The organism is Sulfitobacter guttiformis (genome assembly GCF_003610455.1).
GTDB lineage: Bacteria > Pseudomonadota > Alphaproteobacteria > Rhodobacterales > Rhodobacteraceae > Sulfitobacter > Sulfitobacter guttiformis.
The window spans coordinates 857,247-878,806 of the sequence record NZ_RAQK01000001.1 but is presented as its reverse complement, the minus strand read 5'-3'; the positions used below and the strand labels follow the sequence as shown (position 1 = coordinate 878,806).

Here is a 21,560-nt window from a genome sequence, read left to right as displayed (position 1 = left end):
CCTTTTTTATGCGCCAAACATCCGTTCACAGGTTAGATTTTTTGTTCTACGCCAATCCTCAGCCATAGTGGTTTACTGGTGTGCCCGCGATGGCGGCCATGTTCAGCAGCCCGCGCGCCGTAATCGAGGGCGAGACAACATGCGCACGGTTGCCCATGCCCATCAGAATCGGACCAACTTCGAGGCCGCCACCCTTCATTTTCAAGATGTTGCGCACGCCCGATGCCGCATCCGCATGGGCGAACACCAGCACGTTCGCTGGCCCCTCCATGCGGTTTTCGGGGAAGAGGCGCTTGCGCAGATCGGGGTCGAGAGCGGTATCGATGTTCATCTCCCCCTCGTAGGAGAAATCATGGTTGCCAGCGTCAAGGATGCGAATGGCGCGTCGCAGGCGGCTGCCCGATCCTTCGCCCTGATTTCCGAATTGTGATTGCGAACACATGGCGACATTGGGCGTGAGGCCAAAGCGGCGGACATGGCGCGCCGCCCCGATAGCGATTTCGGCAAGCTGTTCGGGGTTGGGGTGCTGGTGCACCTGCGTGTCCGCGATAAACAGCGGGCCGTCCTCGAGGATCATAAGCGACAGCGAACCATGGGCGCGGCGGCCATCTCGACCTAAAACCTGCTCAATGTAATTGAGATGCCAGCGGGTTTCACCAAAAGTGCCGCAAATAAGGCTGTCGGCCTCCTCGCGGTGGACCATGACAGCGCCGATGGCGGTGGTATTTGTTCGCATTATGGCACGCGCAATATCGGGGGAGACGCCGCGCCTTGCCAACAGGCCGTGATAGGTTTCCCAATAATCGCGGTAGCGTGGATCATTTTCTGGGTTAACTACATCGACGTCATGCCCGATTTTGAGTGCGAGACCGGCCTTTTCCATTCTCCGTTCAATGACCTCGGGTCGGCCAATGAGAATGGGGCGCTCGGTTGTTTCCTCCAGCATCGCTTGGGCACAGCGCAGCACACGCTCGTCTTCGCCTTCGGCAAATACAATGCGGCGCGGCGTGGCGCGGGCCGCCTGAAACACGGGGCGCATCAAAAGCGCGGATTTGAAAACGGAATGGTCGAGTTTCGCCCTGTAGGCTGCCATATCCTCGATGGGGCGGGTGGCTACGCCTGTCTCCATTGCAGCACGTGCCACCGCCGAGGAGACGATGCCAACAAGACGGGGGTCAAACGGTTTGGGGATAAGATAATCGGCGCCAAATGTCATTTGCTCGCCCTGATAAGCGGCGGCGGCCTCTGCCGAGGTAGTGGCGCGCGCGAGTGCGGCGATCCCCTCGATGCAGGCGATCTTCATCTCGTCGTTGATTGTTGTGGCACCCACATCCAGTGCTCCGCGGAAGATGAAGGGAAAACAGAGTACGTTATTTACCTGATTGGGGAAATCCGACCGGCCTGTGGCGATGATCGCATTGGGACGCACTGCGCGGGCGGCATCGGGCATGATCTCTGGGTTGGGGTTCGCCAGTGCAAATATGATCGGCGTATCTGCCATTTTTCCAACCATTTCTGGCGTCAGGACGTTGGGACCCGAGAGACCCAGAAACAGATCGGCATCATGGATCACATCGTCCAGTTGGCGCAGGTCGGTTTTTTGCGCGTATTCGGATTTGATCGGGTTCATATCGATCTCGCGGCCCTCGTAGACAAGACCGTGAATGTCACACAGCCAGACATTCTCTCGCTTCACACCCAGCTTCAGCAGCATGTTAAGACAGGCGATGCCCGCAGCACCGCCACCCGTGCTGACAATCTTGATATCCTCGAACTTCTTGTTCGCGACAAATAGCGCATTTGTGGCCGCAGCGCCGACAACGATGGCTGTGCCGTGTTGGTCGTCGTGAAACACGGGAATGTTCATTCGTTCGTTGCATATCCGCTCGACCGTGAAGCAATCGGGGGCCTTGATATCTTCAAGGTTGATCGCGCCGAACGACGGCTCGAGTGCGCAAACAATATCAGCAAGTTTTTCGGGGTCGGATTCGTTTACTTCGATGTCAAAACAGTCGATCCCTGCGAATTTTTTGAACAGAACTGCCTTTCCCTCCATCACCGGCTTGGACGCCAGAGCGCCGATGTTGCCAAGGCCCAAAACTGCGGTCCCGTTTGTCACTACCGCGACAAGATTGGCACGGGATGTATATAGGGCGGCAGTAGAGGGATCTTTTTGAATTTCGATACAGGCCTCTGCCACACCGGGGCTGTAGGCACGGGCCAGATCGCGCCCGTTGGCCAACGGTTTGGTTGCCCTTATCTCGAGTTTTCCGGGTTTTGGGAAGGCATGATAATCAAGGGCAGCCTGACGGGTTTGGGACTTGTCGGACATGGTGCGAACCTCATTCTGAATTTAGTTTAGTATTAAACTATTGCGTACCAAGCGCCAGTGGGCATTTGAGAAACGCGGTTTAAGGCCGCGGTGCAGTGGGGAAATTAAAGACACGAAAACCCTTCGCATCTTGGATCAAGCAGGGCTAGGGTGGAAGGCCAATAAGCGGGAGATTCCAGTGAGTGATTTGAGAGAAGCAGCGATGGCGGTGCGGATGAACGCGCATGCGCCCTATTCCAATTTCAAGGTGGGAGCAGCGTTGCGCGGGGCATCTGGCACCATATATCGCGGCTGCAACGTCGAGAATGTCGCCTATCCAGAGGGTACTTGCGCGGAAGCGGGTGCGATTGCTGCAATGGTCGCCGCGGGCGAGACATCATTTACCGAAGGCTATGTGGTTGCGGGTTCACCTCTTCCCGTGACGCCGTGTGGTGGCTGCCGCCAAAAGCTGGCGGAGTTCGGCGCAGGCGATGTTGTGGTGACCATGGCAACGGTCGAGGGCGTCGAGGAGGCGATGAGCATTTCCGCGCTGCTGCCCGGGGCATTCGATTCTTCGTTTCTGGGGCGTTAAATGGAGGCGCGGAGTATTCTGGCCAAGCTGCGTCATGACATCGCCTTGAGCCCCGAGGAATTAACGTGGGTCGCCGGTGCGCTTGCCGACCAGACGTTGAGCGCGGCGCAGGCGGGTGCATTTGCCATGGGCGTTTGCCGCAACGGTCTGGACGAGGCGGGGCGCGTGGCGCTGACGCGCGGCATGTGCGCTTCAGGTCAGGTACTGACATGGGATCTGGACAGGCCTGTGCTCGATAAACACTCCACCGGCGGCGTGGGAGATTGCGTAAGTCTGATCCTTGCACCTGCTTTGGCCGCTTGTGGCGCGTATGTGCCGATGATTTCGGGGCGCGGGTTGGGGCATACGGGCGGAACGCTGGACAAGATGGAGGCGATCCCCGGTGTGGGCGTGATGCTCGATGAGGTGCGGTTACGGCGGATTGTGGATCAGGTCGGTTGCGCCATCGTAGGTGCGACGGGTGATATCGCCCCTGCGGACCGTCGCCTCTATGCGGTGCGCGATGTGACCGCCACTGTGGACAGCCTCGATCTTATTACCGCCTCGATCCTGAGCAAGAAGCTTGCCGCAGGGCTGGACGGTCTGGTGCTGGATGTCAAAGTGGGGTCGGGCGCGTTTATGAAGGACATCGCTGCCGCGCGCGCGCTTGCGCAGGCGCTGGTGCGGACCGCGAATGCGGCAGGCTGTCCTACACGGGCTGTGATCAGCGATATGGGCCAGCCTTTGGTCCCGAGCCTTGGTAATGCGCTGGAGGTGTCGGAGGTGATGCAGGTTCTGCGCGGCGACGTAAAGGGCCCCATAGTTGAGCTGTGCGCGGTGCTGGGCGGTGTGTTGCTGGCCAATGCGGGGCTGGCAAAGGATGCGCAGGCGGGTGCTTTGATGATCAGTGCTGCGATTGCGGACGGACATGCGGCAGAGCGCTTCGGCGCAATGATTGCAGCCCTCGGCGGGCCGGTTCGCTTCGTCGAGGACTGGCAGCGGTTTTTGCCGGAGGCAACGGTAATGCGCGAGGTCAAGGCGCCGGTCGCTGGCTATGTGCAGGCCATCAACGGGGAGGCGTTGGGCCTTGCTGTGGTTGCTCTTGGCGGCGGGCGGGTTATCGAGAGTGATCCTGTCGATCCTGCTGTTGGCCTGTCACGGGTGGTGCGCCTTGGCACATGGGTCGAACAAGGTCAGGCGCTTGCGGTGGTTCATGCAGCACGTCCAGAACAGGCAGATCGGGCGCTGGTTGCGGTACAGGCGGCGATCACGCTGGGCGCCGCGGCCTTGCCCTTACCAGAACTTATTGTGGAGCACGTAGGCTGATGGGGCGGGCTTTTCTTGTTGTGATGGATTCCGTGGGGATTGGTGGCGCGCCTGATGCGGGCAGCTTTTTCAACGGGGAGTTGCCGGATACGGGTGCAAACACGTTGGGCCACATTGCACAGGCTTGTGCGGCAGGGCGCGCCGAGGAAGGGCGGAGCGGCGCACTCAAGCTGCCGCATCTGGCGCGGCTTGGTCTGGGAGCCGCAATCAAAGCGGCGAGCGGTCTAGAGATTGAAGCTTTCAACGTGCCTTTAGAGGGTACTTGGGCGGCCGCAACCGAGGTCTCGAAAGGCAAGGATACGCCATCGGGCCATTGGGAACTGGCGGGCCTGCCCGTGCCGTGGGAGTGGAAATTTTTTGAGCGCACCGAAGGGTCGTTCGATGCGGAACTCATTGCTCATGTCTGTGCTGCAGCGGGGATTGAAGGCATTTTGGGCAATTGTCACGCGCCTGGCACCGCCATCATCGAAGGACTGGGCGCCGAGCATATGCGCAGTGGCTGGCCCATTTGCTATACCTCCGCCGACAGTGTGTTCCAGATTGCCGCGCATGAGGAAATATTCGGGCTGGAGCGCCTTCTGAAGCTTTGTGCGGATATTGCGCCTACCCTCCATGCGCAAAAGGTGGGGCGTGTGATTGCGCGGCCCTTCGTGGGCAGCGCTGATGCCGGTTTTGTCCGAACGCCCAACCGCCGTGATTTTGCGATCATGCCGCCGCGTCCGGTGCTGAGTAATTGGGTGCAGGCCGCAGGGCGTGCAACATTTGCAGTGGGGAAGATCGGCGATATCTTCTCCATGCAAGGGTTTGACGAGGTGCGCAAAGGCACCGATGCGGTGCTGATGGATCATTTGGGCGATCTGGTGCGTGATGCGCCCGAGGGCAGTCTGACATTCGCCAATTTTGTCGAGTTTGACAGCGTGTTTGGCCATCGGCGTGATGTATCGGGCTATGCCTGCGCGCTTGAATGGTTTGACGCGGAAATCGGCGCGGTCATTGCGCAGATGCGCGAGGGTGACATAATGGTACTCACGGCAGATCACGGCAATGATCCTACATGGGCCGGGACGGACCACACCCGCGAGCGGGTGCCGGTTCTGGTGGCGGGCCTTGGCACGGGGATGCTAGGCGCGGAGGGTCATATCGGATTTGCGGATGTGGCGGCTTTTGTTGCCGGTCATCTCGGGGTAGAGGTTCCCCGATAACTCAAGGAGCCGGACATGAACGACCAACACCTCACAGTCGTGGACCACCCGCTGGTCCAGCACAAACTGACGATTATGCGTGATAAAGAGACGCCAACAGCAGTGTTCCGGCAACTGCTGCGCGAGATAAGTCAGTTGCTGGCATATGAGGTGACGCGAAATCTGGCCATGACGACCAAGCGGATCGAGACACCGATGCAGATGATGGACGCGCCCACGCTGGACGGTAAGAAGCTGGCGTTGATCTCGATCCTGCGGGCGGGCAACGGCCTGCTGGACGGAGTGCTGGAGTTGATCCCCTCGGCGCGTGTGGGATTTGTCGGGCTCTACCGTGACGAGGAAACGCTGCAACCGGTGCAATATTACTTCAAGGTGCCTGAGGGCCTCGACGACCGGCTGGTGATTGCTGTGGACCCGATGCTGGCCACAGGAAATTCATCTGTTGCGGCGATTGATCTTTTGAAAGAGGCAGGGGCGAACAACCTTCTGTTTTTGTGCCTGCTGGCAGCACCGGAGGGCATTGCGCGCATGAAAGAGGCGCATCCCGATGTTCCGATTGTCACGGCGGCAGTGGATGAAAAGCTCAACGAGTTGGGCTATATTGTACCGGGTCTTGGTGATGCGGGCGACCGTATGTTCGGCACGAAATAGCGTCATTGCCCCAATACCGGAAAATCATATTGATTCCTTGCGATCCGTCACACGGGCCGCAACACTCTGGGGTTTATCCACAGCCTGTAGGCGCAAACCCGCGCGCTGTGTTCGTAGATCAATGATAATGTGGCGAAATTGTGGCGATTGTTGAAGCGACCGCTTTACTCGCCCAGCGTGTTTTGACATTCTGACCACTACATCCAGTGGGGGCACGAATGAAACTTACCAGACTTGTCGTAATCGCTATCATTTCCGGCACTCTGGGCGCAGCTGCCGCATCCGCCCAGAGCCGTGTCGATAACCAGCCGGCGGAATTCCCGCCAGCATCCTTTTTGGGCAAGCAATACGTTGACAGCAAGGGCTGTGTATTCATTCGTGCAGGTATTGACGGTCTCGTATCATGGGTGCCGCGTATATCACGATCACGCCAGTCGATCTGTGGTTTCAAGCCTACGTTTGCCGGCCAGGTGACCCAAGCGCCCGCCGCGCCGGTGCAAACTGCCGAAGTTGTACAGATTACCAATCCTCCAGCAGCTTCCGCGGTACGCGCGCCCGCACCACAGCCGCGCCCCGCACCCGTTGTGCAGGCCCGCCCCAAGGCGCAGCCCGCCCCGAAAGTGGTGCGTCAGGTAGCCCGCGCGCCTGCGCCGATTGTTGAGAAGGTTGTGCAGCCGGCTCCGGTAATGGTGCCTGCGCCGCAAGTTGCGCAAGTACAGCAGGGCGCATCCGCCTGTCCGGGTGCATCTGCGATCAGCGGTCAATATCTGCGCAGTGGCCGGTATGCCGTGCGATGCGGTCCACAAACAGCATCTATCATAGGCTCCCGCATCCCCCACACGCCAGCACCGCGCAGTGCTGTGGTTGCAAGCGTGTCGAAGAGTGCCGCTTCGCAGCCGGTCACTGTCGGCCCGAACACCCGTATTGTGCCACGCCATGTCGCGGTAAACCGTGTGAACACGACGAACGTTACCGTGCCCCATGGGTACAAGCGTGTTTGGGAAGACGGCCGCCTGAATCCGAAACGCGCCGAACAATCGCTGGCTGGTCACTACGCAATGAACCTTGTTTGGACATCGTCGGTGCCGCGCCGGTTGATTAATCAGGCCGATGGCCGTGATGTTACAGCATCGGTGCCACTGGTTTACCCATATACTGATTATGCGGCCCAACAGCGTGAATTCGGCGAAGTGACGATCGTTAAGCGCAATGGCCGCACGCTCAAACGTCTGGTGCGCAATGTGCGCGGGGTCGTGCAGCCGGAGCCGGCTCAAGCACGTGTCGCAACGGTTCAGCGGCAGCCGGTCTATTCCTCCCGCTCCGCGCCGCAGACAGTAGCGCCCAAGGCGAACGCCCAGCCCAAGGCGCAAGTTGCCGGTCGCGGTTTTGTACAGGTCGGGGCGTTCACCGACCCTGCCGCAGCTCAACAGATGGCCCGCAAAGTGCAACAGATGGGCATGCCGGTGCGTATCGGTCGCTACACCCGTGACGGCCTGACGACACGGCTGGTGATTGCTGGCCCGTTTGGTGGTCAGGGCGATGTGAGCCGCGCCGTGAGCAGGCTGCGCGGTGCGGGTTACAGTGCATTCGCGCGCTAGACCAATATTACCGAACTAACTTTTTGGCCCGTCGGATAAGATCTGGCGGGCCATTTCGTTTGACCATGAGGCATAGATAACGGGACCGGGATGAAAACCGTCGATGGCCATGTCTGCCGGATCCAGTTTATCGGGTAGCATGACATGAGTTGTGCCAGGCTCGTCTCGCAATGCGCGGGCGAGGGCGGCGTCGAACCTCAGCGCTCTGCGGCCCAAGATCCAGCGCAGCGGATTGGGCAGCAATGGGAAATCGCCCAAAGGCGGGATCTGGCAGATATAAAGATGCCGCGCCCCTGTCTCGCACCTTAGCAGCGCACGCAAAGTGCTGTGACAGCGCAGCCATGCAAATTGCGCTCTGCCGCGTGTGACGTCGTTGACGCCCAGCACGAGCACCACCACATCAGCGGGAGGTAGGGCTGTGGATCTGAGGCGGGCGAGTGTACCGGGCGTAGTGGCTCCCGTTGCAGCGATCAGATGCCATTGCACTGTTCTATCGCGCCCCAACCGAGCTGTCAGCTTTCCGGCCAAAGCATCGTTTTGCGTCTGCGCACCCACACCTGCGGCAGAGCTGTCCCCTACAATAAGCAGGTTCAGCGCAGGCCCTTTGCCGGTGCATCCGCTGCGCGGCCCTTCTGCTTCGGGCAAGCGCAAGGCACGTTTGCGCAGCCGAAAGGCCTGAAACAGCAGCACGGGAGACAGCACGATGGTAGCGCAGGCGTCCAGCAGGATCATCCGCCGCAAAGATTTTGGAGACGTAGCCATGTTGCGTCTTGTAACAACGGTTCGGTTTGGCGGCCCTGCATCGGATCGCCCTCAATCAGGGGCAGCACGCTTTCGCCAGTAAGGTCGCGGGCGCGGGCATAGGGGGTCGCGGGCACGTCGGATCCCTCGAAAAGAGCCAGCAGATTGGTGGTGTCAGGATCGCGGGCGGGCGCTGTCATCAGATGTTCGGCATAGCTATCAAGGGCTTTGCCTGAAATCTCACCGGTGGTGAGCAGGCGGAAGTTTTCCCACGGGCCGACACCGTCCAGCAGATCGGACAGCGGGTCTTTTTCAACCTGAAGTGCGAGTTCGGCGAGGATGTATCCGGCCGAGACATCCGGTTCCTCCCAATCTTCGAACACAGAGCGGTCAAGTACGATTACACCGCCGGGTAAGTGGAGGGCGGGGCGGCCAAGCGATGGCACAACTGCCAGTTTTGGTGTATCAAGCCGCGCGCCCAAGCGCCGCAGGGCACGCAAGCCGGGGGCGCTGTTGCACATGGGGCCGGTGACCCGTTGCATCCGGTCCATCAAGGCCACGCCTAGCTGCTCGCGCTTTACCTGAGGCACGACACGTAGCGTGTTATCGCGCATTGCGCCCGGAAGCCACAGAAGAACAACCGCTGCCACCGCCGAGATCGACAACGTGACCCCCAGCCAGCGGAGGCGACCCGGGCGCGGGCGGGATTTGGCAATGACCTGCCGCAAACTCTCGATCGCTTCGATCATTTCACGCTCGTGCTCTGGCAACTCAAGCGTTTCGCCCTCGTCGCCATCGGGATGGTAAATTGCGGCGGTGTTGCCTGTTTCAGCCCGCGCCACGGCTGCGAGGGACCAGTGCGTGATCGCCTGATCGTTCATGTCTGTGATAACCAGCGTCGCATTTCCGATGGATACAATTACCTCCCGCCGCTGACCGTCAGGATCAGGGCGCCACAGGCCTGTGGCCTCAAGGCGATCGTATTTCGTTAGTGCCGTCATTTTATGCGCTGCTCGGGCCTGTTATCATGCCACATTAACAGGTGGGCAGGGCAGGGCAATGGGGGCCAGAGTGATATGCATCACGCTGTTCTGTCTGAACCGGTCGTAAAACGGGAGCTAGCATCCCGTATCACTCGTCCTGATATGCGGTCTTGGTCTGTCTGATGTGCCAAGCAGCCGCCAATGGCGCGGCTATCATCCGCAGCGCTGCTTTCCTTCAGGAGGGGCAGTCGGCTAGTTTAGCGCAGCACGGGCATCAGGCTCCGGTCTGGCGATGATCACAGGGCCGCGGCGAGTTTTCGCAGTTCGAACTTCTGGATCTTCCCCGTCGAGGTTTTGGGGAGTTCCTGAAAAACCACCCGCTTGGGCGCTTTAAACCCAGCAAGGGTTTCGCGTGTAAAGGCGATGAGCGTGGCCTCGTCGATTTCTACTCCCGCTTTCAGTTCGACAAAGGCGCAAGGCACTTCGCCCCATTTATCATCAGGCTTTGCGACGACAGCGGCCAGCATCACGGCATCATGCGCCATAAGTGTGGCTTCCACTTCGACCGAAGAGATATTCTCGCCGCCGGAAATAATGATGTCTTTGGCGCGGTCGGAGATTTGTATATAGCCGTCAGGGTGCTGTACGGCGATATCACCGGAGTGGAAATAACCTCCGGAAAATGCCTCTTGCGTAGCGGAGGGGTTTTTGAGGTAGCCTTTCATCACCGAGTTTCCGCGGATCATGATCTCGCCCTGCGTTGTGGCATCGCGGGGCACCTGCGCCATCTTCGCATCGAGTACGGTGATATGCTCCATCATCGGATAGGCAACACCCTGACGGGATTTGACAGCGGCGCGGGCGGGTTTGTCGAGTGTGCCCCATTCCTCCTCGCGCCAGATACATTCAGTGACGTGGCCATAGGTTTCAGTCAGGCCATAGACATGTGTCACGTTAAATCCCAACGCCTCGAACTTGCCCAATGTTGCGGGCGCGGGGGGCGCACCTGCGGTGACGACCTCAACAAGGTGGGAGAATTCGCGGCGCTCGTCGGCACTTGCGTTGACCATCATGTTAAGAACGATAGGCGCACCACCGAAATGGGTTACGCCTTCGTCGGCGATGGCATCAAAGATCGCCTTTGCCGTAATGTCGCGGGCACATACCAGCGTACCGCCGATCAGGGGCATGAGCCACGTATGGTTCCAGCCATTGCAATGGAACAGGGGGACGATCTGCATGAACACAGGATGAAGGACCATGCGCCACGACACCACTGTGCCCATAGTCATCAGATACGCTCCACGGTGGTGATAGACCACGCCCTTGGGTCGTCCTGTGGTGCCGGAAGTGTAGTTGAGCGCGAGGCTCTCCCATTCGTCCTGCGGCATGTGCCATTCGAACACGGGGTCTGCGGCAGCGATAATATCCTCATATGCGGGATGGCGGCCTGTGGCGGGGAAACCTGCGGCGGCATCGGGCACTTCGATCACATGTGGCGGCGTCTCGAGGCGCGCTGCCGCTGCCTCGGCCAACTCGATAAACTGTGTATCCACGAGGACGACAGATGCGCCGCCGTGATCGAAAATATAGGTGACAGTATCCACATCGAGACGTGTATTTATCGTGTTCAGGACCGCGCCGCAGGCGGGTACGCCAAAATGCGCTTCGGCCTGTGCCGGGGTGTTCGGCAGCAAAGTGGCCACCACATCGCCTGATTTTACGCCCATCGCGGCGAGGGCAGAGGCAAGGCGGGTGCAGCGATCATAATACTGCGCATAGGTAACGCGATGGTCGCCATGCACTACTGCAATGCGGCCGGCGAACACGTCCGCGGCACGGCGCAAATGGGACAATGGGGTAAGCGGCACATAATTGGCGGCACATTTGTCCAGCCCGGTCTCGTCGCGCATCCAGCCCATCTGCAATCCCCCCCGTTTCATTGGTCTGCGCCTGTGCGCCTCACCAAATCATTGCACAAACATTTGAGCACGATATGCAGGGGGAGGGAATATGAAATGCACAAGATGCGCAGGTGCGCGGGGAGAGTGAGAGCGGATGAGCGATACGGGATTAAAACCCGGCCTTGCGGCTGTGTCGGTGCTGGGGGGGATGTTTGCACTCGGGATCACGGATAATTTTGTGCCCTATATCTCCGAGACCGGATCATTATGGCAGTTTCATATGCTGCGCGGCGCTCTGGCGGTGATATTGCTGGCGGCCGTTGCTGCGGCAGGGATTGGCGTGATCCGGCCCCTACGCTGGAAGGCCGTGATGGCGCGGTCGCTATTTCCTGCCAGCGCGATGCTGATCTATTTCGGTTGTTTATCTGTTCTGCCCATCGGGGTGGTTGTTGCGGGACTGTTTACCGCTCCGATGTTTGTGCTGCTGATCTCGGTTCTGTTTTTGGGTGAGAGGGTCGGAAAGGTGCGGACCGGAGCTGTGCTCGCTGGATTTTTCGGAGCGCTGCTGGTGATCCAGCCTGACCCAAACGCCCTTGATCCTGTAGCTTTTGCACCGATTGTGGCCGGGTTTCTTTATGCCATCGGGGCGGTGGTGACGCGCCTGTGGTGTGCAGACGAGAGTACGATTGCACTGTCGGCAGGTTTTTTTGGAACGCTGGCAGTGTTTGGCGCTGTAGGCCTGTTGCTGTTGCCCGCGGGTGGACCCGAAGGGTTTGACGGGTTTGTGGCACGGGGCTGGGTGCCGCTGACGGCTTCGATGTGGTTTTGGATCGCGGTGCAGGCGGTGGGGTCCATCATTGGCATCGGATTGATTTTTCGGGGCTACCTGCTGGGCGAGGCAGGGTATGTGGCGGTGTTCGAATATTCCCTGCTGGTCTTTGCCAGTTTTTGGGCGTGGGTGTTGTGGGGGCAAACCGTAGGGCCAGTGGCCCTTGCGGGGATGGCACTGATAGCTGCTGCAGGCGTGGTGATCACTCTGCGCACCGACGAGGCGATGCCGGTGCGGGCCGTGAAAGTACCGGATGACGGCATATGATCCTTTCCCGTGGGCGGCGATACCTTTTCATCCACGCGCCAAAAACCGGCGGCACCTCGATGGCGCTGGCGCTGGAGGCGCGTGCAATGAAGGACGACATTATGTTGGGCGACACACCAAAGGCACGCAAGCGGCGCAAACGGCTTGAAGGTGTGACTGCGGCCGGACGATTATGGAAGCATAGCACTCTCGCGGATTTGGACGGGCTATTGACGGCGGACGAGTTGGACGATCTGTTTATCTTTACCTTGGTGCGCAATCCGTGGGACCGGATGGTCAGCTATTATCATTGGTTAAAAGTGCAGCAATTCGATCATCCGTCTGTTGCGATGGCCAAGACACTGCCATTCGAGGAATTTGTAGGCGCGCCTCTAACCGCACAAAGTTTCGCGAACGCACCCGCAGCCTCCTATGTCACCGATGCGCAGGGGATAGAGCGGGCGGATATTTTCATTCGGCTGGAGCACCTGGCGCATGATATCGCGCCGCTGGAGGCACATCTGGGTCTGACACTTGATATCCCGCATGTGAACCGCAGCGCGCGCAACGGAAATTATCGTGAGACCTATACCGAGCGCAGCCGCGAACAGGTCGCTGACATATGCGCTGTCGATATTGCGCGGTTTGACTACAGTTTTGACGTCTGATGAGGATCATTCCACTCACGCCTCGCTGTATTGTTCACGTTTTCAACCAAATCTTGAGGGTTTGGTGCGAATTATCGAGTGAACAGGGACAATGCCCCAAGTCTGCCCCATTGATGGCTCTTGGTTGCCCTACGAATCGCGCCAATTGGGTGCAGCTAACAAAATACGGCAACCCAACGAGGCTGCACACCAAGGGGACGATGAAATGTTTGGAATAGGTTTCAAGGCGCAAGAGCCGACACACCGCATCCTCGAAATGAGCGGTGCTTATGATGGTGGTCTGGATACACTCAATCACGGTTTGATGGTGGGCACGCGGGTAGCCAGCAATCTGGGCTGGCGCGCGATAGATGCGCTGGCGGTTGGTGACAAGGTGCTGACATTCGATCATGGCATGCAGGAGATCACGGAAATTCGCCGCGCCCATATGTGGCTTGATGCACCCGAAAGCGCTGAAACCCTCTGGCCCGTCGTTATTCCTGTGAATGCGCTTGGTAATCGCGAAGAGCTGACTTTGCTGCCTGATCAGGGCATTATGGTCGAAAGTGATGCCGCGCAGGACGTGCATGGCGATCCTTTCGCGGTTCTTACTGCTATCAGCCTCGTAGGGTTGCGCGGTATCCGCCAGCGCCAGCCGATGCACAAGGTTGAACTGGTTGCAGTGTATTTCGCCCATGACGAAGTGATTTATGCCGAAGGGGGTGCGCTGATCCACTGTCCCTGTGATATGTCGACGCTGGATAAATTTCTTGAGGCGGGCGAGCCAACCTATCAGGTGCTCAGCGGCGAAAAGGCGGAAGAGTTGGTCGATATGATCTATATTGAGGATCATATGATGATTCCTGTCGAGAACACGGAATTTTACGCGGCTTTGTAAATTTTCCTGTCCAGCTATTCAATTCGCCTTCATGGGTGCAAGAAGGGTGGCTTTTGCGGCCCTTTCTTTTTGGTTCTATTCCGGCGTACGCGGTCGTAGGTACCAGTAAGTTGATATTCCATGCCGGAGCCTGCGAGATGTTGAGCCTGTTGATTTTGATGGTCTGCGGTGCAGTAGCAGCTGTATTGCTCTATCCACCGCTGGCACGTGCGCCGTTGTGGCGGGCGGCAATTACGCCGCTGGCCTCGATCATCGGTAGCGGGTTTCTGGTTCTGGGGCCAATCCTGAGCAGCTCCTTCGGCGCATGGGCACCGCTGGTGATGGCTGGCCTTTGTGCGGTTGCCTATCTATTTGGTAGCGCGATCAGGTTCAACATCGCCTATCTGGACCGGACCAGCTCAGAAGGGAGCCACCACCCGGTGGAGGTGGCCGCGTCATGGGCGCTTGCCTTGGCCTATGTCATTTCGGTGGCTTACTATCTGAACTTGTTGGGCTCTTTCGCGGCGACTCTGATCCCGCAGGGTGGTCCCGACCTTGCAAAGCTCATCACGACGGGTGTGTTTGTGATCATCCTCGGTGTGGGATGGACCCGTGGATTCAGCGCGCTTGAGCGGTTGGAGCTACTAGCGGTCGGATTGAAATTATCGATTGTCGCCGGATTACTGTTTGGGCTCGGATGGTACTTTTCCTCCCTTAGCATGGCGCATGCATTGGTTGTCCAGCCCGTGCAGTTGGGACCGGTGGAGGGCATTCTTCTCGCCTTCGGGCTGCTGGTAACGGTGCAGGGATTTGAGACATCGCGCTATCTTGGGGCAGAATACGATGCGGTGACGAGGGTTCGTTCGATGCGGTTGGCCCAAGGTATTTCTACGGCGATCTATCTGATATACATCACGCTTTTATGTTTTTCGATTGTTCCTGATGCTGCCGCGTTGAACGAGACTTCGATCATCGGAATGACGTCGGTTATTGCGCCCATACTACCTGCATTGCTTCTTGTTGCGGCTATGAGCGCGCAGTTTAGCGCGGCGGTGGCGGATACCAACGGATCGGGCGGGTTGCTGACTGAACTGACGCGGGGCCGGTTGTCGGCGCGCGCGGGCTATAGCGTGCTAGTCGCCTGCGGTCTGGTCCTAACTTGGGCATTTAGCGTTTTTGAGATCATTGGATATGCCTCGCGGGCTTTCGCGATTTATTACGCATTACAATCATTTATCGCCGCACGTAGGGCTGCGGCACACCCTTCAGCGCGTAAGAAAGCGGTTCTTTTTGCCATGCTCGCGATGCTGGGCATTTTAATTGCCGTTTTCGGGGAATCCGCAGAATAGCGGATATAAAAAGGGGCGCCGAAGCGCCCCTTTACTTGTGCCTGATCAGGCTGCTTTTTTGGCCTCTGGTCCAAAACGACCATAAAAGCTTTGGTTCTTGTCGGCCATTTCACGCAGCAAGTCGGGGCATTTGAACCGCTCTCCGAATTGCGCCTCAAGCTGGTCACAACGCTCGGCTGCGTAGGGTGTGCCGATCATATCCAACCAGGAGAACGGACCACCGGACCATGGCGCAAAGCCCCAGCCGAGGATCGCACCTACGTCGCCCTCGCGGATGTCCATGAGGACGCCTTCTCCCAGCGCACGCACGGCCTCAAGGACCTGTACGAACATCAGGCGGTCTTGGACGTCCTGCAAGGGGGGCTGGACTTCTGCCAGCGGGTATTTGTCCTGCATGCCTTTCCAGTATCCAAGGCGCTTGCCTTTTTCGTCATAGTCGAAATAGCCCGCTTTGGTCTTGCGGCCCAGGCGGCCTTTTTCTTCGAGCCAGACAATCAGCTCATCCGCCTCGGACGCAGGATAGGCATTGCCCATCGCGGCCTTGGTGGCGCGCATGATCTTGGTGGCGAGGTCCACGGAGGTCTCGTCGCCCAATTGTACCGGACCGACAGGGAAGCCAAGCATTTGTGCAGCCTGATCGATATACCAAGGGGCGATGCCTTCGGTAATCATGCGGTTTGCTTCGCCGCCATAGGGGATGATGCAGCGGTTGGCGTAGAAAAAGCGCGCGTCGTTGACGACGATCGGCGTTTTGCGGATCTGGCGCACATAATCGAGCGCCTTTGCCACAGCACGGTCACCGGTCTCGGCGCCTTTGATGATCTCTACCAACAGCATCCGCTCAACGGGGCTGAAAAAGTGAATACCGATGAACTGTTCTTGGCGGCTGGAGGCTTTGGCTAGATCGGTGATTGGCAGGGTGGAGGTGTTAGAGGCGTAGATACAGTCCTCGGGAATTACCGCCTCGACCTTTTTAGTCATCTCGGCCTTCACCTTCGGGTCCTCGAAAACCGCCTCGATGATCAGATCGCAGCCCTTGAGAGCGTCGAGATCGGAGGTGGCAGTGATGAGCGAGAGCAGTGCCTCCTTTTTCTCTACAGTGGCTTTTTTGCGAGCGATACCTTTGTCCATATAGCTCTCGGAGTAGGCTTTGCCTTTGTCGGCCGCTGCCTGATCGCGGTCGATCAGAACAACTTCGATGCCCGCCTGTGCGGAGACGAGGGCGATGCCCGCGCCCATCATACCAGCGCCCAGAACGCCCAGCTTTTTGACGCGCTGGTCAGGAATGCCTTCGGGGCGTACAGCGCCTTTTTCCAAAGCTTCTTTGTTGAGGAAAAGCGAGCGGATCATTGCAGATGAGGTCGGGTTCATTAGCACAGAGGTGAACCAGCGGGCCTCGATCTTTAGGGCCACATCGAAGGGGACAAGCGCGCCTTCATAGACTGCACTCAGCAGCGCTTTTGCAGCGGGGAAGACGCCTTTTGTCTTGCCGTTGACCATGGCAGAGGCCCCGACAAAGGTCATGAAACCCGCGGGGTGGTAGGGCGCGCCGCCGGGCATTTTGTAGCCCTTTGCATCCCAAGGCTTGAGAATATCGGCGTCTGTCGCGGAGAGGACCCATGCGCGCGCATCGGCCATCGGGTCGTCGCTGACCTCGTGTATAATACCGGCTTTTTTGGCATCTGCAGGGGCCAGCATTTTACCCTCCAGCAACAGAGGAGAGGCAGCCATCGCACCCAGCATCCGCACCAGACGGGTAGTGCCGCCAGCACCCGGAAAGATACCAACCTGAATTTCAGGCAGACCTATGCGGGCCTTAGGATTGTTAGCGGCGAAAATGCGGTGAGTGGCGAGGGGAAGCTCAAGCCCGATGCCAGCGGCGGTGCCGGGCAGGACCGCCGCGATAGGCTTGCCGCCTTTGTTGGTTTTGGGGGCCATGCCTGCGCGCTCGATCTTGCGCAGAAGGGCGTGCATACGCATCGTTCCCTCAAACAGACCTTTGGCAGGATCGTCGCCTGCATCTGCTTTCATCTTTGCCAGCAGGTTGAGATCCATACCACCGGCAAACGAGCCAGCCTTACCGGATGTGATGATAATGCCTTTCACCGCATCATCGGCGAGTGCCGCATCGGTCAGCGCGTCGAGCTGTTCTAGCCCCTCAACGGACATCACGTTCATGGATTTATCCGCAACATCCCACGTAATCGTGGCAATGCCGTCGGCATCTGTATTCATGGTAAAATCGGTCATTCTTCGTTCCTGACTTTTGTCTGTTTTTCCTGTGTGATGGCGCTTTGCGCATTTAGCGCGGCACCAACCCCCAGTTTTTTGTCTACGGCGTATTGGCTTGAGGTGATTTTCCACTCGCCGTTAATATGTTCTAATGTCGAGAAGCACGGGAACGGCCCATGAACCCGCTGTGCACCGCACATCATATGAGTTGTGTGCGTTGAGCCTATTTGCGTCGGACTGCGATATTCGCTGACGTCACAAATCCGGATCAGATCCGTTATCCGCTTGACCCGGAAATCCTCATGGGTGCGGTCAAAAAGGTCTCGAAACTCTTCGATTGTCTCGATTGAGGCCTTGTTGTCCGACGTGGAGATGAAGTGGGGAATTTCGAAGTACGCAGCGAACGTGTCAAAATCATTGGCCAGCATAGCTTCACCGGTGACTTTGAGAATGCGTTCGCATATCTCCTGCGCGTCTTCTCTCTCTTCCCCACCCACTTTGCTACACCCGCTCGATGATAGTCGCGGCACCCATGCCTGACGCAATACAAAGAGTGGCAAGTCCAACTTCTTTGTCCGCGCGCTCCAGTTCGTCCAGAAGCGTGCCGATAATCATCGCGCCGGTTGCCCCCAGCGGGTGACCCATCGCAATCGAGCCGCCGTTTACGTTGACCTTGTCATGGTCCACATCAAACGCCTGCATAAAGCGCAGGACAACTGAAGCAAACGCTTCATTGACCTCGAACATGTCGATGTCTTTGATGTTCATCCCGTTATCAGCAAGGATTTTTTCTGTTACCGGCACGGGTCCAGTCAGCATGATTGTCGGATCGGTGCCGATTTTTGCAGTCGCACGAATGCGCGCACGTGGCTTGAGGCCATATTTCTCGCCGAATTCTTTGTTACCGATCAGGATCGCGGCGGCGCCGTCAACGATACCGGATGAGTTGCCCGCGTGGTGGATATGGTTGATTTTTTCCAGGTGCGGGTACTTGAGCAATGCAACCTTGTCGAAGCCGGGCATGACTTCACCCATGGCTTGGAACGCAGGAGTGAGCGCGCCGAGGCTTTGCATGTCTGTCTGTGGGCGCATGTACTCGTCACGGCTTAGGATTTCGAGGCCGTTCTGGTCGCGGATTGTGATGACTGATTTGTCGAAACGTCCTTCGTCCCATGCTTTTTTAGCACGCTGCTGCGAGGCGATGGCAAGCGCGTCGGCATCATCGCGGGTAAAACCGTATTCGGTCGCGATGATATCGGCGGAAATGCCCTGCGGTACAAAATACTGGTCCATTGCGATGCTGGGATCGGCGGCAATAGCCGCGCCGTCACTGCCCATCGGCACGCGGCCCATCATTTCGACCCCGCCGGCGATATAGGCCATACCCGCGCCACCACGGACCTGATTGGCCGCAAGGTTCACGGCTTCCATGCCGCTCGCACAGAAGCGGTTGATCGCGAGGCCTGGGATACGCTCATCAAGATCGGAGGCAAGTACGGCAGAGCGCGCAAGGCAGCCACCTTGCTCCATCACTTGGGTAACATTGCCCCAGATTACGTCCTCTACGGCGTGGCCTTCGAGGTTGTTACGCTCCTTGAGGGCATTGAGGGTGAGGGCCGACAGACGCAGTGAGGTCAACTCGTGCAGTGCACCGTCGGCGCGGCCTTTGCCGCGCGGGGTGCGCAGGGCGTCATAAATATAGGCTTCGGTCATAATAGATGTCCTTTTGTTATGTCTTTGGTCACAGGCTGCAGCAGTCAGGTCTGCAATCAGGTGAGCAATCCGGTGATGTTTCCGCGCTGAAGGATTTGGCGCGCTGGCAGTAGCAACTGCCGCAATAGTCGCCATGATCGTGCCAGCGGGATTTTTTCTTGTTGTTAGACGGTCCCTCGTCTTCGGAGCGGTTCTGAAGCGCCATGGCTGCCTGCTCGCAATCGGCAAAGCGCTTCAAGATAGGGGGGACCGAACTCAGAATGCCAAAATCTGTAATTGCCTGATTGGCAAAACCTGAACATCCCGCGCTATCATTGGCCAGCCTGTAGGCGCAGCCATAGCCTTTTCGCGGTGAGAGATACCGCTGGTAGGCGCCGATGGCCGTGAGAGCAGGTTGGCTTAGCATGGATTATGTGCGGTCCGCAGGGGAGCCGGGCATGAGGTCATACGGTGCTTTCCATCCCGCCGTGTTCGAGATGCGATTCAGCCACGCATCGATATTGGGGTAGGCGCTACGGTCAAAACCAAATGGCTCGGGATAATAGAGATAACCACAGCAGCTCAGGTCGGCGTTGGTGAGCGTGTCCCCCACGATCCACTTGCGCCCCTCAAGATGGCTATTGAGCAATTCATAAGCCGCCGTGAGACGGCTCTGATTAAAGGCAATTACTTCCTTTGGCTGTTTGTCGGCCGGCAGGAAATTCATCAAGAAGCGTGTCATGCCCGCCATTGAGCTTAACTTGTGGTTGTCCCACAGCACCCAACGCAGAACCTCCCGTCGCTCTTGCGCATCCTTGCCGCCGAATTTGCCGGACTTCTCCGAGATGTAATCCTGAATGACACCCGATTGCGTCAGCCTTACATCGCCGTCCACCATCACAGGCACTTCGCCAAGGTTATTTATCTGCGTACGGTAGTCGGGTGTCCTCGTCTGCCCACCAAAGAAATCGACCTTGACCGGCTCCCAAGCGAGCCCCGACAGTTCAAGCGCAAGCGCCGCTTTGTATGCATTGCCGCTTTCGCCAAAGCAGTAGAGTTTAATGGTCATTAGTATGCTTCCTGTTTTTAATGTCGGCAGCGGGAAAGTCCGCTTGAGTTCAGAGGGAGAATTGAAGAACGCTGGCGTTCTTTGAATCTGGCTGCTTCAAGGTTCTCACATTTTATCATTTTTCCCAGTAAACTCAAAATTGCGAATTGTAGTGTCGGCCAGTTGCTAGAGATTTCGGGAAATCAGCTCCTTCATGATCTCGTTGGTGCCACCGTAAATGCGCTGTACGCGGGCATCGGTCCACATCTCGCCAATCGCATATTCTTGCATAAATCCGTAGCCCCCATGCAGTTGCAGGCACTCATCAAGTACTTCTCCCTGCGTGTCGGTGAGCCAGTATTTCGCCATTGCTGCGCGGTCTACTGTCAGCTCGCCACGCAAATGCTCGGTGATGCACTGATCAAGGAATGCGCGAGCCACCGTAGTTTTGGTTTTGCATTCAGCAAGTTTGAAGCGGGTATTCTGAAACTGGGTAAGCGGACCGCCGAAGGCCTCGCGCGTCTGGCAATACTCGATGGTGCGGGCTACCGCGCCCTCCATCGCGCCGACTGCCTCACAGGCTATGATCAGCCGCTCTTGGGGCAGCTGTTTCATCATCTGGTAGAAGCCTTTGCCCTCCTCGCCACCCAGTATATTTTCGGGCGGAATTTCGACGTTGTCAAAAAAGAGCTCTGAGGTGTCAGAAGCGTGCTTACCGATTTTGGCGAGGTTGCGCCCACGCTCGAAGCCATTAGCGCCTTCGGTCTCAACCACCACAAGGCTCACGCCCTTAGAGCCGAGTGACGGATCGGTTTTTGCCGCGACGATGATCAGACCGGCGTGCTGGCCATTGGTGATGAAGGTCTTTTGCCCCGACAGCCGGTAGGCATTGCCGTCTTTGATCGCTTTTGTCTTGATCGCCTGCACGTCTGATCCGGTAGAAGGCTCGGTCATGGCCAGCGCCCCTACCATCTCGCCCGATATCATCTTGGGCAGCCAGCGGTGCTTTTGTTCTTCGGTGCCGTAGGCCAGTATATAATGTGCCACGATGCCAGAATGGATTCCTGCGCCCCAGCTGGCCAGATTGGCGCGGGCGGCTTCGATCAGAATGGCGGCTTCGTGCCCGAAGTCACCGCCTGCGCCACCGTATTCTTCGGGGATTGAGGGACACAGCAGACCCAGTGCGGCGGCCTCGTTCCATGTGGAGCGGTCCATCTCCGACTGCTCTCGCCATTTGGTGAAACGGGGAGCCCATTCAGTATTGATGAAACCGGCGGTCATCTCGGCAAGCATTCTGTGCTCGTCGGTCATCCAGCTGGATGTTGTCGGTGCAAAATCCCTCATGTACCCCTC

At 58.0% G+C, this 21,560-nt stretch carries 19 protein-coding genes; 9 read left to right on the top strand and 10 right to left on the bottom strand.

The window, feature by feature from the left end; all coding sequences use genetic code 11:
- Positions 1–58: 58 nt before the first annotated feature.
- Entirely contained in the window at positions 59–2,332 is a 2,274-nt protein-coding gene (locus C8N30_RS04165; protein WP_025063242.1) for an NADP-dependent malic enzyme, read from the bottom strand.
- A gap of 178 nt (positions 2,333–2,510) precedes the next feature.
- Here C8N30_RS04165 and C8N30_RS04160 point away from each other — a divergent pair, with 178 nt between their 5' ends.
- The 5 genes from C8N30_RS04160 (at position 2,511) to C8N30_RS04140 (ending at position 7,659) form a co-directional block, all read left to right on the top strand.
- Positions 2,511–2,903: a cytidine deaminase gene (locus C8N30_RS04160; protein ID WP_269667562.1), complete on the top strand. Its 393-nt coding sequence runs from the start codon at positions 2,511–2,513 to the stop codon at positions 2,901–2,903.
- The gene (locus C8N30_RS04155) at positions 2,904–4,208 is read left to right on the top strand and encodes a thymidine phosphorylase (RefSeq protein ID WP_025063240.1); all 1,305 of its coding nucleotides are present in this window, start codon (positions 2,904–2,906) and stop codon (positions 4,206–4,208) included.
- Entirely contained in the window at positions 4,208–5,410 is a 1,203-nt protein-coding gene (locus C8N30_RS04150) for a phosphopentomutase (RefSeq protein WP_025063239.1), read from the top strand. The genes C8N30_RS04155 and C8N30_RS04150 overlap by 1 nt, the downstream gene beginning before the upstream one ends.
- Positions 5,411–5,425: 15 nt before the next feature.
- Complete coding sequence (upp, locus tag C8N30_RS04145; protein ID WP_025063238.1) at positions 5,426–6,061, top strand: uracil phosphoribosyltransferase; 636 nt, start codon at positions 5,426–5,428, stop codon at positions 6,059–6,061.
- Positions 6,062–6,279: 218 nt separating this feature from the next.
- Positions 6,280–7,659, top strand: a complete 1,380-nt coding sequence (locus C8N30_RS04140; protein ID WP_025063237.1) for an SPOR domain-containing protein — start codon at positions 6,280–6,282, stop codon at positions 7,657–7,659.
- A 15-nt stretch (positions 7,660–7,674) separates the two neighbouring features.
- On the opposite strand, the gene C8N30_RS04135 is transcribed toward C8N30_RS04140, so the two are convergent.
- The 3 genes from C8N30_RS04135 to C8N30_RS04125 form a co-directional block, all read right to left on the bottom strand.
- A complete protein-coding gene (locus C8N30_RS04135) occupies positions 7,675–8,421 on the bottom strand; it encodes an SGNH/GDSL hydrolase family protein (protein ID WP_084273608.1) in 747 nt (248 codons plus the stop codon).
- Entirely contained in the window at positions 8,388–9,401 is a 1,014-nt protein-coding gene (locus C8N30_RS04130) for a hypothetical protein (RefSeq protein ID WP_025063235.1), read from the bottom strand. Before C8N30_RS04130 ends, C8N30_RS04135 begins: the two co-directional genes overlap by 34 nt.
- A gap of 278 nt (positions 9,402–9,679) precedes the next feature.
- Positions 9,680–11,305, bottom strand: a complete 1,626-nt coding sequence (locus C8N30_RS04125; protein WP_025063234.1) for an AMP-binding protein — start codon at positions 11,303–11,305, stop codon at positions 9,680–9,682.
- A 136-nt stretch (positions 11,306–11,441) separates the two neighbouring features.
- On the opposite strand from C8N30_RS04125, the gene C8N30_RS04120 reads away from it, so the two are divergent.
- From C8N30_RS04120 to C8N30_RS04105, 4 genes are all read left to right on the top strand, one after another.
- Complete coding sequence (locus C8N30_RS04120; protein WP_025063233.1) at positions 11,442–12,383, top strand: DMT family transporter; 942 nt, start codon at positions 11,442–11,444, stop codon at positions 12,381–12,383.
- The gene (locus C8N30_RS04115) at positions 12,380–13,030 is read left to right on the top strand and encodes a sulfotransferase family 2 domain-containing protein (RefSeq protein ID WP_025063232.1); all 651 of its coding nucleotides are present in this window, start codon (positions 12,380–12,382) and stop codon (positions 13,028–13,030) included. Before C8N30_RS04120 ends, C8N30_RS04115 begins: the two co-directional genes overlap by 4 nt.
- A gap of 205 nt (positions 13,031–13,235) precedes the next feature.
- Positions 13,236–13,907, top strand: a complete 672-nt coding sequence (locus C8N30_RS04110) for a Hint domain-containing protein (RefSeq protein ID WP_170151158.1) — start codon at positions 13,236–13,238, stop codon at positions 13,905–13,907.
- Between the two features lie 137 nt (positions 13,908–14,044).
- Entirely contained in the window at positions 14,045–15,235 is a 1,191-nt protein-coding gene (locus tag C8N30_RS04105) for an APC family permease (RefSeq protein ID WP_025063230.1), read from the top strand.
- A gap of 45 nt (positions 15,236–15,280) precedes the next feature.
- On the opposite strand, the gene C8N30_RS04100 is transcribed toward C8N30_RS04105, so the two are convergent.
- From C8N30_RS04100 to C8N30_RS04075, 6 genes are all read right to left on the bottom strand, one after another.
- Entirely contained in the window at positions 15,281–17,485 is a 2,205-nt protein-coding gene (locus tag C8N30_RS04100; RefSeq protein WP_025063229.1) for a 3-hydroxyacyl-CoA dehydrogenase NAD-binding domain-containing protein, read from the bottom strand.
- The gene (locus C8N30_RS04095; RefSeq protein ID WP_025063228.1) at positions 17,482–17,964 is read right to left on the bottom strand and encodes a hypothetical protein; all 483 of its coding nucleotides are present in this window, start codon (positions 17,962–17,964) and stop codon (positions 17,482–17,484) included. Before C8N30_RS04095 ends, C8N30_RS04100 begins: the two co-directional genes overlap by 4 nt.
- A gap of 4 nt (positions 17,965–17,968) precedes the next feature.
- Complete coding sequence (locus C8N30_RS04090; protein ID WP_025063227.1) at positions 17,969–19,180, bottom strand: acetyl-CoA C-acetyltransferase; 1,212 nt, start codon at positions 19,178–19,180, stop codon at positions 17,969–17,971.
- A 28-nt stretch (positions 19,181–19,208) separates the two neighbouring features.
- Positions 19,209–19,586 (bottom strand): membrane protein insertion efficiency factor YidD, encoded by a 378-nt coding sequence (gene yidD / locus C8N30_RS04085; RefSeq protein WP_051567214.1) that lies wholly within the window; start codon positions 19,584–19,586, stop codon positions 19,209–19,211.
- Between the two features lie 3 nt (positions 19,587–19,589).
- Positions 19,590–20,228 (bottom strand): glutathione S-transferase family protein, encoded by a 639-nt coding sequence (locus tag C8N30_RS04080; protein WP_025063226.1) that lies wholly within the window; start codon positions 20,226–20,228, stop codon positions 19,590–19,592.
- Positions 20,229–20,393: 165 nt separating this feature from the next.
- Positions 20,394–21,551: an acyl-CoA dehydrogenase family protein gene (locus C8N30_RS04075; protein ID WP_025063225.1), complete on the bottom strand. Its 1,158-nt coding sequence runs from the start codon at positions 21,549–21,551 to the stop codon at positions 20,394–20,396.
- Between the last annotated feature and the right edge of the window lie 9 nt (positions 21,552–21,560).

Coding starts and splice junctions, on each gene's coding strand:
- C8N30_RS04090 (WP_025063227.1), bottom strand. CDS start 19,180: ATGACCGAAGCCTATATTTATGACGCCCTGCGCACCCCGCGCGGCAAA.
- C8N30_RS04165 (WP_025063242.1), bottom strand. CDS start 2,332: ATGTCCGACAAGTCCCAAACCCGTCAGGCTGCCCTTGATTATCATGCC.
- C8N30_RS04150 (WP_025063239.1), top strand. CDS start 4,208: ATGGGGCGGGCTTTTCTTGTTGTGATGGATTCCGTGGGGATTGGTGGC.
- C8N30_RS04105 (WP_025063230.1), top strand. CDS start 14,045: ATGTTGAGCCTGTTGATTTTGATGGTCTGCGGTGCAGTAGCAGCTGTA.
- C8N30_RS04125 (WP_025063234.1), bottom strand. CDS start 11,305: ATGGGCTGGATGCGCGACGAGACCGGGCTGGACAAATGTGCCGCCAAT.
- C8N30_RS04140 (WP_025063237.1), top strand. CDS start 6,280: ATGAAACTTACCAGACTTGTCGTAATCGCTATCATTTCCGGCACTCTG.
- C8N30_RS04115 (WP_025063232.1), top strand. CDS start 12,380: ATGATCCTTTCCCGTGGGCGGCGATACCTTTTCATCCACGCGCCAAAA.
- C8N30_RS04120 (WP_025063233.1), top strand. CDS start 11,442: ATGAGCGATACGGGATTAAAACCCGGCCTTGCGGCTGTGTCGGTGCTG.
- C8N30_RS04100 (WP_025063229.1), bottom strand. CDS start 17,485: ATGACCGATTTTACCATGAATACAGATGCCGACGGCATTGCCACGATT.
- C8N30_RS04155 (WP_025063240.1), top strand. CDS start 2,904: ATGGAGGCGCGGAGTATTCTGGCCAAGCTGCGTCATGACATCGCCTTG.
- C8N30_RS04135 (WP_084273608.1), bottom strand. CDS start 8,421: ATGGCTACGTCTCCAAAATCTTTGCGGCGGATGATCCTGCTGGACGCC.
- yidD (WP_051567214.1), bottom strand. CDS start 19,586: ATGCTAAGCCAACCTGCTCTCACGGCCATCGGCGCCTACCAGCGGTAT.
- C8N30_RS04110 (WP_170151158.1), top strand. CDS start 13,236: ATGTTTGGAATAGGTTTCAAGGCGCAAGAGCCGACACACCGCATCCTC.
- C8N30_RS04080 (WP_025063226.1), bottom strand. CDS start 20,228: ATGACCATTAAACTCTACTGCTTTGGCGAAAGCGGCAATGCATACAAA.
- C8N30_RS04130 (WP_025063235.1), bottom strand. CDS start 9,401: ATGACGGCACTAACGAAATACGATCGCCTTGAGGCCACAGGCCTGTGG.
- upp (WP_025063238.1), top strand. CDS start 5,426: ATGAACGACCAACACCTCACAGTCGTGGACCACCCGCTGGTCCAGCAC.
- C8N30_RS04075 (WP_025063225.1), bottom strand. CDS start 21,551: ATGAGGGATTTTGCACCGACAACATCCAGCTGGATGACCGACGAGCAC.